The organism is Nonomuraea sediminis, from assembly GCF_018531495.1.
GTDB classification, from domain to species: Bacteria; Actinomycetota; Actinomycetes; order Streptosporangiales; family Streptosporangiaceae; genus Nonomuraea; species Nonomuraea sediminis.
In genome coordinates this window covers 130,636-141,327 of record NZ_JAHDTI010000004.1, presented here as the reverse complement: position 1 = coordinate 141,327, position 10,692 = coordinate 130,636, and the positions used below count along the sequence as shown (strand labels likewise).

Sequence of the window (10,692 nt, the reverse complement as noted above, 5' to 3'; positions counted from 1 at the left end):
GTTATCGAGTCGTCTCGAAAGCGCGCAGACCGGTCTCACGTCGTGGACTCAGCTCGCCTTCGACACCGCCGCGAGCAGCTCGGGAAGCTTCGGGAAGGCGACGCGCGCGGCCAGCCGCCTGCCGAGCACCTCGATCAGCAGCCCGTAGAACGGCGCGAGCACGGCGACCCAGGTGATCCCGATCATCATCGGGATCACCACGGGCAGCGACACCAGCACGATCGAGAACATGCCGCCGAGCGAGGCGGCGAACGCCTGCCCGCCCTGCCCCGGCGCGGCCCCGCTGAAGGCGTTGAGGCGCTCGGGAACGGTGTACGGGATCAGCACGCTGATCAGCGAGGCCACGCCCAGCCCGATCCCCAGCTCGCCCCAGGCGGTCAGCATCGCCGGCACCAGCGCGCCGAAGTCACCGATGAGCGCGCACACCACGGCGGAGACCACGGCCAGCAGCGGCATCCCGATGACGGCGGTGGCCAGGTGCCGCCCTGCCAGGTCGACGCGCACCTGCCGCTCGGAGCCGAAGGCCATCGCGTTCATCCAGAACGAGCGCCCGTCGAAGCCGTAGCTGTTGCCCGCCTGCAACCCGATCATGAGCGCGGCGAACGCGGGGAAGAGCACGGCGAGGCCGGTAGGAAGCCCGCTCCGTCCGCTGCTGAGGGAGAAGGCCAGGATCGCGGTGACGACCACGGACATGAACCACTGGACCCGGAACCTGGGCTCCCGCCTGGCGTACTTGAGCTCCTTGGTGACCACGGCCGCCAGCTGCCCGTCGGGCAGGAACCGGTCGACCAGCCCGCTCTCCTTGCGCACCGAGGCGGCCTGCGTGGAGGCGTCGGGCGTCACCAGCGCCCTGCTCAGCGCCTTGATCCACAGCCAGCCGAGCAGCAGTACCAGCGCCGCCAGCACGACGAGCTCCACCAGCCCGGTCAGCCCGCCGTCGGCGATGGCGTGCGCGGCCAGCCCCGACGGGGACCAGCGCAGCACGCTCGCCAGCCGGTCGAGCATCGCGCCGGGGTCGCCGATGCCCCTGTTGATGATCAGGTTGGGCAACTGCGCGAGCACCACCACCAGGACCGCGGCCACCGCGAGCACGTCCCGCCCGCGCCTGCTGCGCAGCCCGCTCGACAGCGCCGTCGTCACCAGCCGCGAGGTCACCAGGCACAGCGCGAACTGCAGCAGTACGGCAGGCACCGCGAGCACCACGCCGCCGAACCCGGAGGCGAGCCCGACGATCGCGCCGAGCGTGACGATCAGCGAGGCCAGCGGCCACACGCCGGTGGCCGAGGCGGTGAACATGCCCACCGCAAGCTGCCGGGTGCGCAGCGGGAACAGCGACAGCCGGGCGGGGTCGAGCGTGTCGTCCAGCCCGAAGGCCAGCAGCGGCACGACGATCCAGCCGATCAGCATGAACGTGTAGACCACGATCACGATCTGGGCGGCCACGTCGTGCGGCGCCAGGCGCAGCAGGCTCATCAGCAGGAAGCCCAGCCCGGCCAGGCCGATCGCGAGGATCAGGGTGAAGATGAAACCGATCTTGCGCTGCGTGTCCGCGCGCAGGTTGCCCGCCAGCAGCCGCAGCTTGAGCTGGGCGAAAAGCGCGACCGTCGTCACTGCTTGGCCCCCAGCCAGTTCAGCCCGGTCTCGCCGCTGTTGCGGGGACCGCCCACGAGCTGCATGAACGCCTCGTTGAGCGTGCGGCCGCCGCGCACCTGGGCCAGCGGGCCCTGCGCCACGATGTGCCCGCCGCTCATCACCGACACCCAGTCGCACAGCCGCTCGACCAGGTCCATCACGTGGCTGGAGAAGATGACCGTGGATCCGGAGGCGGTGAAGCGCTGCAGCACCTCGGTCAGCGTGTTCGCGCTGACCGGGTCGACGCCCTCGAACGGCTCGTCCAGGAAGAGCACCGACGGGTTGTGCAGCAGCGCCGCGGCCAGGCCGATCTTCTTGCGCATGCCGGTGGAGTAGTCGACGACGAGCTTGTCGGCCGCGCCCGTGAGATCCATCACGGCCAGCAGTTCCTCGGCGCGCTGCTCGACGTCGCCCTTGGCGATGCCGCGCAGGCGGCCGTTGTAGATCAGCAGCTCGCGGCCGGACAGGCGCTCGAACAGGCGCAGGCCCTCGGGCAGCACACCGATGCGGGCCTTGACCTGCAAGGGGTCGCGCCACACGTCGAGGCCGTCGATCCAGGCCTGCCCGCCGTTCGGCCGCAGCAGCCCGGTGATCATGCTGAGCGTTGTCGTCTTGCCCGCTCCGTTGGGGCCGACCAGCCCGGCGAAACTTCCCGCCGGGACGACCAGGTCCACCCCCGCCACCGCGATCTGGGGACCGTATTGCTTGAACAGCCCCTGCGTGCGAACCGCCTCCGTCATGGAGTCCACTGTAGGAGGCGCGTTAACCTTGCGCGCATACGGAGCGAACCCGACGCAGTGAGCGAATGAGGAGTGGTGAGCGACCAATGAGCACGCCTGCTGCTGAGGCTATGCCGGACGAGCCGGATATCCACACCACCGCAGGAAAGATCGCCGATCTGGCCCGGCGGCTGGACGAGGCGGCGCACGCCGGATCCGCGGCGGCGGTGGACAAGCAGCACGCGCGCGGCAAGATGACGGCCCGCGAGCGGGTGCTCGCGCTGCTGGACGAGGACTCGTTCGTGGAGTTCGACGAGTTCGCCCGGCACCGCTCGACCATGTTCGGGCTGGAGAAGCGCCGCCCCTACGGCGACGGCGTGATCACCGGGTACGGCACGATCGACGGCCGCCAGGTCTGCGTCTTCTCACAGGACGTGACCGTCTTCGGCGGCTCGCTCGGCGAGGTGTACGGCGAGAAGATCGTCAAGGTGCTCGACCTGGCGCTGAAGACCGGCTGCCCGATCATCGGGATCAACGAGGGCGGCGGCGCGCGTATCCAGGAGGGCGTGGTCGCGCTCGGCCTGTACGCCGAGATCTTCAAGCGCAACGTGCACGCCTCCGGCGTCATCCCGCAGATCTCGCTCATCATGGGCGCCGCGGCCGGCGGGCACGTGTACTCCCCCGCGCTGACCGACTTCGTGGTGATGGTGGACCAGACCTCGCACATGTTCATCACGGGTCCCGACGTCATCAAGACGGTGACGGGCGAGGAGGTCAGCTTCGAGGAGCTGGGCGGCGCGCACGCGCACAACACCAAGTCGGGCGTGGCCCACTACCAGGCCGCCGACGAGCAGGACGCGCTGGACTACGTCAAGGCGCTGCTGTCCTACCTGCCCTCCAACAACCTTGACGAGGCGCCCGCCTACGACAGCGCCGAGGACCTGGACCGCGATCCCGAGTTGGACGAGCTCATCCCCGACTCGGCCAACCAGCCCTACGACATGCACCAGGTCATCGAGCACGTGCTGGACGACGGGGAGTTCCTCGAGGTGCACGCGCTGTTCGCGCCCAACGTCGTGGTCGGCTACGGCCGGGTGGACGGCAGGCCGGTCGGGGTCGTGGCCAACCAGCCGATGCATTTCGCCGGATGCCTCGATATCAACGCATCCGAGAAGGCAGCACGATTTATCCGAACATGTGATGCATTCAATATCCCGATCCTGACATTTGTGGATGTGCCGGGATTCCTGCCGGGGACCGACCAGGAATGGAACGGAATCATCCGGCGCGGCGCCAAGCTGCTCTACGCCTACGCCGAGGCCACGGTTCCGCTGGTCACGGTCATCACCCGCAAGGCCTACGGCGGGGCCTACGATGTCATGGGCTCCAAGCACCTCGGCGCGGACGTGAACCTGGCCTGGCCCACCGCGCAGATCGCGGTGATGGGCGCGCAGGGCGCGGTCAACATCCTCTACCGGCGCGAGCTCGCGGGCGCCGAGAACCCGGACGCCGAGCGGGCCCGCCTGGTGACCGAGTACGAGGACACGCTCGCCAACCCCTACATCGCGGCCGAGCGCGGCTACGTCGACGCGGTGATCCGTCCGTCGGAGACGCGGGGCCAGATCGTCAGGGCGCTGCGCGCGCTGCGCAACAAGCGGGCGTCGCTGCCGGCCAAGAAGCATGGCAACATCCCACTATGAGCACGCATTTGCGCATTGTCCGAGGGGACGCCACACCGGAGGAGATCGCCGCTCTGGTGGCCGTGCTCGCCACGCGCGAGACCGATCGGCCGCGGCCTGCCGTACGCAAGACCGAAACATGGCGAAACCCGGCCCGATCGATGCGTAAGCCACTCGCTCCGGGGAAGGCGGCTTGGCGTATCAGCGCTCTACCCTAGATAGATCCCAGGAAACGGGTGTCAAGCTCCCCGGGAGTTGGGACTATCTAGAAAAGAAGGCGTATATAGTCGGCCGATCAACTAACGCCGCGGCCTGGAGGACGACATGGCCATCCCAGACCTCATGCCGCATCCCGTGGCAGCCAAGTACGCCGTCCTGGTGGATGTCGGTTATCTGTACGCTGCCGCAGGTGAAGTGCTGCTCGGCGCCAAGGAGCGCAAGGAATATCGGGTGGCCGCCGATGAGCTGATCCAGAGTCTACAGAAACATGCAGAGGAACGTATTTCTGGCGAACTTCTGCGGATCTATTGGTATGACGCCGCTCGTGACCGCGTGCCCACCGTCGACCAGCGGGTGATCGCCCAGCTGCCCTGGGTGAAGGTACGGCTTGGCAACCTGAACGCCCGTGGCCAGCAGAAAGGCGTTGACGCGCAGATCAGGAGCGATCTTGAGGCGCTGGCCAGGCATCATGCGGTGACCGACACGATCCTGCTGGCGGGCGATGAGGACATGGTGCCCGCCGTCGAGGCCGCGCAGGCCTACGGGGTCCGCATTCACCTGTGGGGCGTCGAGCCGCCTTATGGCACGAACCAGGCCGAACGCCTCGTGTGGGAGTCCGACACCGTCGAAGTGATCTCCGCTGATTTCCTGAGGCCGTATTTCTCCCGCGCACCGCAGCCGGTGCCCGTCACCCCGCCCGCCGCGGCGCCCTCGCCCGCGCAGGTCTTCGCCGGCCGGGCGCCCGCCAAGCCGCACGTCAAGCCGGGCCAGGTGGCCAAGCTCGGGCCGTCGCGCCCGCGCGTGGAGGACGTGGGCGAGCACGTGGCGCAGAAGTGGATCCTCACCCGCGGCCGCGACAACATCCGCGACCTGCTGCCGGGGCCCATCCTGCCCACCGTCATCGACACCGAACTGCTCATCGAGGCGGAGAAGGAGCTCGGCCACTCGCTGCGCCCCTACCCGGAGGCCCGCGTGTGGCTGCGCGACGGCTTCTGGGCCCGCGTCTACCGCGAGTTCGATCTAGGCGTCGGGGTTTCCTCCAAGTAGCGACTCCCCGACGGCGCTGCGGGCGTAGAGGACGTAGCGGCCTGTCCGGTGCGCCGTGCACAGGCCCGCGCGGCGCAGCGCCGTGAGGTGCTGGCTGGTTCCCGGTTCCGACAGGCCCAGGCGCATCGCCAGCGCCTGGGTGGAGGCCGGTTGGTCGAGTTCGGCCAGGAGGCGGGCACGCGTGTGGCCCAGGACGGCGGCCAGGGCCTCAGGGACGTCGATGTCGTGGCGTTCCCAGAGCGTGGCGATGCCGCGGGCCGGGTAGCGGACCGTCGGCTGGTAGGGCGGCGTCGTCACCGAGAAGACGCGCGGCCAGACGAACACGCTGGGGATCAGCAGCAGGCCGAGGCCGCGCAGGCTGCGCGTGCCCGAGGCGAACCGGTGCCTGACGGTCAGCCGGCCGTCCTGCCAGTCGATGGCCTCGTCCAGGTCGGCGAGCATGCGCTGGGCGCCGCCCTCGGCCAGCAGGCGGGCGCGGTAGAGGATCTCGCCCTCCAGCAGCGACCTGATCCGCGGCCAGTAGGGCGCCATGGCGGCCTCCCAGTAGGCCGACACCTCCCCCGTCAGGCGTTCCAGGCCCCTGTCCGGGTCGTCGTAGAGCTCGCGGATGTGGGTCGCGCGGGCGTCCTCCAGGTCGGATCTGACCCTGCCGGCCGCACCCCGCATCGTGGCCAGCTCGAGCTCCAGGTCGGGCATCGAGGTGGAGGGTGGCGTGCAGGTGAACCCCGCGATCGTCACCGTCGGCACGGGGACCAGGGCCGACAGCAGCCGCCAGTCCACGTCGGCCAGGCGCCGGCGGACCTCGTGCGCCCACGGCTTGAGCAGCGGGTGCGCGTCCGGGTCCTTCACCACGCGCACGCTGGCCACGACCTCGCCGAGCGGGGAGATCGCGAAGCGGATGTTGGCCACGTCCTGCGGCGTGAAGGGCAGCTCGATTCGCTTCACACTTAATCAATAGCACTACGGCCCGCCTGCTCGGATCGTCTACGGCATGACCGTCGTAGAAACGCCGCTGCTGCGGCACTCCGGATTCCGCAACGTCTACCTGGCCGCCGCCGTCAGCCAGCTCGGCAGCCAGATCAGCTACGTGGCGCTCCCGCTGCTGGCCGTCACCGCGCTGCACGCGGGTCCAGGCCAGCTCGGGCTGCTCAGCGCGCTCGGGACGCTGACCGTGCTCGTCCTCGGGTTGCCCGCCGGCGCCTGGGTGGACCGCGTCAGGCGGCGCCCGGTGATGGTGGGGATGGACGCACTGCGGGCCGCGACGCTGGTGACCGTACCGGTGGCCTGGTGGGCGGGGTGGCTGTCGATGGGGCAGCTGTACGCGGCCGCGGTGCTGGTGGGCGGCGGGACGCTGCTGTTCGACGTGGCCTCCTACAGCCTGCTGCCCGGGCTCGTCGGCCGTTCGCGGCTGACGGGGGCCAACTCGCTGCTGGTGGGGACGGGCGCGGGGATGGACATCGCGGGCAGGAGCCTGGCGGGCGTGCTGGTGCAGGTGGCGGGCGCGCCGGTGGCGATCCTGCTGGACGCGCTGTCCTACCTGTGGTCGGCACTGTGGCTGCGCGGCGTCCCCGAGCCTCGTCTCGAGGGCGGTACGGCCGGCGACCGGCGGGTCCGTGACGGGGTGCGGTTCCTGTTCGGGAACCCGGTGCTGGTGGCGGCGACCGTGCAGGGATCGATGGCGAACCTGGCGTTCCCGCTGTGCTCGGTGCTGCTGCCCGTGCTGATCGTCGAGCAACTGGGGTATCCGGCCTGGGTCCTCGGGGCCTACCTCGCGGTGGGCGGGCTCGGCGTGCTGGCGGGGTCGTCGGCCGCGCACCTGATCGGGCGCCGGCTGGGGACCGGGCGGGCGGTGTGGCTGGTCAGCATGGCCACGACGCCCGCGGCGCTCGTCACGCCGTTCCTCGACCGCGGCGGCTGGCTGGTGGCCGCGGCGGCCGCGTGGTTCGTGCTGACGTTCCGCACCGGGGTGAACAACGTGCTGCTGGTGAGCCTGCGGCAGCGCGTCACGCCCGACGGCATGCTGGGCAGGATGACCGCGACGATGCGCCTGCTGCTGACGGGGGCGCTCGGCCTGGGCGGGCTGCTTGCGGGGCTGCTCGGCGAGGTGGGCGGCGTGCGCGTGCCGATGTGGACCGGCGCGGTGGTCATGGCGCTGAGCTGGGTGCCGATCCTGCTCTCGCCGCTGCGCAGGGAACCGTGACGAGACGATGTCCGATTCCCGCCGGTCACCCGCTTCGACGTGCTCACCTGCGCTTTCACGGCAAGGTCCGAATCCCGCCAGTCAAGGTCGTCGGCCGCGGCATATCGTCGAGCACATGTCACCACTAGAGCTCGACTTCGACTCCTGCTACCGGGCGGTCAGCGCCCGGGACGCCCGGTTCGACGGGCGCTTCTACACGGCGGTGACGACGACGCGCATCTACTGTCGCCCGATCTGCCCGGCCCGCACCCCGGCGTCCCGCAACGTGCGCTTCTACCGGCACGCGGCGTCGGCGGAGGCGGCCGGGTTCCGGCCGTGCAAGCGGTGCCGTCCCGAGCTGTCGCCCGGCGATCCCGGCTGGGACCTGCGGGGCGACCTCATCGGCCGCGCGCTGCGGCTCATCGACGACGGCGCGGCGGACGAGCACGGCGTGGCCGGGCTGGCGCGCAGGCTGCACATCACCGAGCGCCACCTGCACCGCCTGTTCGTCGGCGAGCTCGGCGTGGGGCCGCTCGCGGTGGCCAGGACGAAGCGGCTGCTGCTCGCCAAGCAGTTGCTCACCGAGACGCCGCTGCCGGTCACCGAGGTGGCCTTCGCCGCGGGGTTCGGCAGCGTCAGGCAGTTCAACGCCACGATGCGCGAGACGTACGGCTTCACGCCCAGCGAGCTGCGCGCCACGGCCGGTCCCCGGCACGACTCCGAGGAGGTCTCGCTCCGGCTGCGGTTGAACAGGCGCGAGCCGTACGACGCCGGCGGCGTCTTCGCGTTCCTGGCCTCCCGCGCGATTCCGGGGCTCGAGGTGGCCGACGAGTCCTCCTACACGCGGCTCGTGCCCGGCGGCACGATCACGCTCACGCCGCTGGACGGGCACATCGCGCTGGACGCCTCGATCTCGGACACCCGGCAGCTTCCCAGGATCGTGGCCAGGTGCCGTCGCATGCTGGACCTGGACGCCGACCCAGGGGCGATCTCCGAACAGCTGGGCCAGACGTCGCTGCGGGCGCTGGTCGAGGCGCGGCCGGGGCTGCGGGTGCCCGGCGCGTTCGACGGGTTCGAGCTGGCCGTCCGTGCGGTGGTGGGCCAGCAGGTCTCCGTGAAGGGGGCCAGGACCCTGCTCGGCAGGATCGTCGCCAGGGCGGGCGCCGACGGGCTCTTCCCCACGCCGGAGCAGCTGGCCGAGGCCGACCTCACCGGGCTCGGGCTGACGAACCGGCGCATCGCCACGATGCGGGACCTGGCGGGACGGATCGCCGGAGGCGAGATCGACCTGGACGGCGGCCAGGATCCCGCGGAGGCCGTGGCGGCGCTGCTCGAGGTCCCCGGGATCGGCCCGTGGACCGCCAGCTACGTCGCGCTCAGGGCGCTGCGCGATCCGGACGCCTGGCCCACGGGCGACCTGGTGCTCGACAAGCGCATGGCCGCCCTGGGCATCCCCAGAGATCACATCGAACGGTGGCGGCCCTGGCGGGCCTACGCCGCCCTGCACCTGTGGAGTTCATCATGATCAAGGCTCAGGTCCTGCCGACCCCGATCGGCCCGCTCTCCCTGCTCGTGCGCGACGGCGTGCTGGTCGCGGCCGGGTTCACGCAGGAGCCCAAGGAGATGTTCGTACGGCTGGCCCCCGAGCTCCAGACCGAGGGCATGGAGATCGTGGACGACCTGGGCGAGGTGTCCAGGGCCACGACGGCCTACTTCCAGGGCGACCTGGACGCCATCGACGAGCTCCCCGTCGACCAGCCGGGCACGCCCACCCGCAAGGAGCTCCACCGGGCGCTGCGCGAGGTGAAGGCGGGCACCACGGTGTCCTACGCCGAGCTGGCGGAGCGGGCGGGACTGCCCAGGACGGCCGCCAGGGCGGCGGGCTCCGCGTGCGCGCAGAACCTGATCGCCCCGTTCGTCCCCTGCCACCGGGTCCTGCCCAGCACGGGCGGCTTCGGCGGCTACTACTACGGCGTGCCGGTCAAGGAGTGGCTCCTGGCCCACGAGGCGGCGAGCCGGACCGGCTCCTAGGCGGTGACCAGGGCGTGGCGGCGGGCCTGCAGCCCGGCCAGGCCCGCCACCGCGAGGCCGGCGAGGCCGAGCAGCGCGGCCGTCCAGGCGGGGGCGGTGTAGCCGAGGCCGGCGTCGATCGTGAGCCCCGCGACGAACGAGCCGATCGCGTTGCCCAGGTTGAACGCGCCGATGTTGGCCGCCGAGGCCAGCGTCGGCGCGCCGGAGGCGGCGTCGAGCACCCGGGTCTGCAGCGGCGGCACCGTGGCGAACGCCGCGACCCCGAACAGCGTGATCGCGATCACGAAGGCCACCTGGCTGGCCGAGACCAGCGCGATGACCACGGCGAATAGCGTCAGCAGCGCGACGGAGACGTAGATGCTGGGCATGACGGCCCGGTCGGCGAGCCTGCCGCCGATCAGGTTGCCGACGACCAGCCCGATGCCGAACAGCACCATCACCACCGGCACGGCGCCCGCGGAGAAGTGCGCGACCCCGGTCATGATCGGCGAGATGAACGTGATGATCGCGAACACCGGCGCGAACCCGAACACGGTCATCCCCAGCGCCAGCCACACCCCGCCCTTGCGGAAGGTCGCCAGCTCCCTCAGCACGCCGCCGGAGGACGGCCGCGGCGCGGCGGGCACCAGGGCCAGCACCCCGGCCAGCCCGATCACGCCGATCACCACGACGACCCAGAACGTGGCACGCCAGCCGAACGACTGCCCGATCCACGTCCCCAGCGGCACCCCCAGCACGTTGGCCAGGGTCAATCCGGTGAACATCAGGGCGATCGCGCTGGCCCGCTTCTGCGGCGCGACCACCTCGGCCGCCACCACGGACCCGACGCCGAAGTAGGCGCCGTGCGAGAAGGCCGCCAGGAATCGGCCCACCATCAGCACGCCGTACGAGGGCGCCAGGGCCGACAACAAGTTCCCGGCGATGAACAGCACCATCAACGCCAGCAGCATGGTCTTGCGCGACAACCGGCTGCCCAGCATGGTCAGCGGCGGCCCGCCGACGGCCACGCCCAGCGCGTACCCCGACACGAGCAGCCCGGCGGCCGGGATCGTCACGCCGAAATCGGCCGCGAGCTCGGGCAACAGGCCGTTGATGATGAACTCGGTGGTCCCGATGCCGAAGGCGCTGATCGCCAGGGCGAACAGGGCGAGAGGCATAGAATACTCCTCAGACGACGTTAACAAGC

The 10,692-nt window shown here is 70.8% G+C and carries 10 protein-coding genes; 6 read left to right on the top strand and 4 right to left on the bottom strand.

The annotated features are described in order from the left end of the window. Positions 1 to 48: 48 nt before the first annotated feature. Positions 49 to 1,611 carry a hypothetical protein gene (locus KIK09_RS20535; RefSeq protein ID WP_214320892.1) on the bottom strand — a complete coding sequence of 521 codons (1,563 nt, stop codon included), beginning with the start codon at positions 1,609 to 1,611 and terminating at the stop codon, positions 49 to 51. Continuing rightward, on the bottom strand, positions 1,608 to 2,372 hold the full coding sequence (locus KIK09_RS20530) for an ABC transporter ATP-binding protein (RefSeq protein WP_214320891.1): 765 nt from the start codon (positions 2,370 to 2,372) through the stop codon (positions 1,608 to 1,610). Before KIK09_RS20530 ends, KIK09_RS20535 begins: the two co-directional genes overlap by 4 nt. 86 nt (positions 2,373 to 2,458) lie before the next feature. On the opposite strand from KIK09_RS20530, the gene KIK09_RS20525 reads away from it, so the two are divergent. The 3 genes from KIK09_RS20525 to KIK09_RS20515 all read left to right on the top strand — a co-directional run bounded on the left by KIK09_RS20525 (position 2,459) and on the right by KIK09_RS20515 (position 5,296). Continuing rightward, positions 2,459 to 4,051 (top strand): acyl-CoA carboxylase subunit beta, encoded by a 1,593-nt coding sequence (locus KIK09_RS20525; protein WP_214320890.1) that lies wholly within the window; start codon positions 2,459 to 2,461, stop codon positions 4,049 to 4,051. Beyond that, entirely contained in the window at positions 4,048 to 4,248 is a 201-nt protein-coding gene (locus KIK09_RS20520; RefSeq protein WP_214320889.1) for an acyl-CoA carboxylase subunit epsilon, read from the top strand. The genes KIK09_RS20525 and KIK09_RS20520 overlap by 4 nt, the downstream gene beginning before the upstream one ends. Before the next feature lie 124 nt (positions 4,249 to 4,372). After that, a complete protein-coding gene (locus KIK09_RS20515; protein ID WP_250573522.1) occupies positions 4,373 to 5,296 on the top strand; it encodes an NYN domain-containing protein in 924 nt (307 codons plus the stop codon). Here KIK09_RS20515 and KIK09_RS20510 read toward each other — a convergent pair. Beyond that, the gene (locus tag KIK09_RS20510) at positions 5,270 to 6,241 is read right to left on the bottom strand and encodes an ArsR/SmtB family transcription factor (protein ID WP_308164209.1); all 972 of its coding nucleotides are present in this window, start codon (positions 6,239 to 6,241) and stop codon (positions 5,270 to 5,272) included. The two genes, KIK09_RS20515 and KIK09_RS20510, sit on opposite strands and share 27 nt — an antisense overlap. A gap of 46 nt (positions 6,242 to 6,287) precedes the next feature. Here KIK09_RS20510 and KIK09_RS20505 point away from each other — a divergent pair, with 46 nt between their 5' ends. The 3 genes from KIK09_RS20505 (at position 6,288) to KIK09_RS20495 (ending at position 9,506) form a co-directional block, all read left to right on the top strand. Continuing rightward, on the top strand, positions 6,288 to 7,496 hold the full coding sequence (locus KIK09_RS20505) for an MFS transporter (RefSeq protein ID WP_214320887.1): 1,209 nt from the start codon (positions 6,288 to 6,290) through the stop codon (positions 7,494 to 7,496). A 115-nt stretch (positions 7,497 to 7,611) separates the two neighbouring features. Then, on the top strand, positions 7,612 to 9,000 hold the full coding sequence (locus tag KIK09_RS20500) for a DNA-3-methyladenine glycosylase 2 family protein (protein WP_214320886.1): 1,389 nt from the start codon (positions 7,612 to 7,614) through the stop codon (positions 8,998 to 9,000). Next, positions 8,997 to 9,506 (top strand): methylated-DNA--[protein]-cysteine S-methyltransferase, encoded by a 510-nt coding sequence (locus tag KIK09_RS20495; protein WP_214320885.1) that lies wholly within the window; start codon positions 8,997 to 8,999, stop codon positions 9,504 to 9,506. The genes KIK09_RS20500 and KIK09_RS20495 overlap by 4 nt, the downstream gene beginning before the upstream one ends. Here the strand turns inward: KIK09_RS20495 and KIK09_RS20490 are convergent. Further along, on the bottom strand, positions 9,503 to 10,663 hold the full coding sequence (locus tag KIK09_RS20490) for an MFS transporter (RefSeq protein ID WP_214320884.1): 1,161 nt from the start codon (positions 10,661 to 10,663) through the stop codon (positions 9,503 to 9,505). The two genes, KIK09_RS20495 and KIK09_RS20490, sit on opposite strands and share 4 nt — an antisense overlap. Positions 10,664 to 10,692 lie beyond the last annotated feature (29 nt).

Coding starts and splice junctions, on each gene's coding strand:
- KIK09_RS20525 (WP_214320890.1), top strand. CDS start 2,459: ATGAGCACGCCTGCTGCTGAGGCTATGCCGGACGAGCCGGATATCCAC.
- KIK09_RS20515 (WP_250573522.1), top strand. CDS start 4,373: ATGCCGCATCCCGTGGCAGCCAAGTACGCCGTCCTGGTGGATGTCGGT.
- KIK09_RS20520 (WP_214320889.1), top strand. CDS start 4,048: ATGAGCACGCATTTGCGCATTGTCCGAGGGGACGCCACACCGGAGGAG.
- KIK09_RS20500 (WP_214320886.1), top strand. CDS start 7,612: ATGTCACCACTAGAGCTCGACTTCGACTCCTGCTACCGGGCGGTCAGC.
- KIK09_RS20490 (WP_214320884.1), bottom strand. CDS start 10,663: ATGCCTCTCGCCCTGTTCGCCCTGGCGATCAGCGCCTTCGGCATCGGG.
- KIK09_RS20530 (WP_214320891.1), bottom strand. CDS start 2,372: ATGACGGAGGCGGTTCGCACGCAGGGGCTGTTCAAGCAATACGGTCCC.
- KIK09_RS20495 (WP_214320885.1), top strand. CDS start 8,997: ATGATCAAGGCTCAGGTCCTGCCGACCCCGATCGGCCCGCTCTCCCTG.
- KIK09_RS20505 (WP_214320887.1), top strand. CDS start 6,288: ATGACCGTCGTAGAAACGCCGCTGCTGCGGCACTCCGGATTCCGCAAC.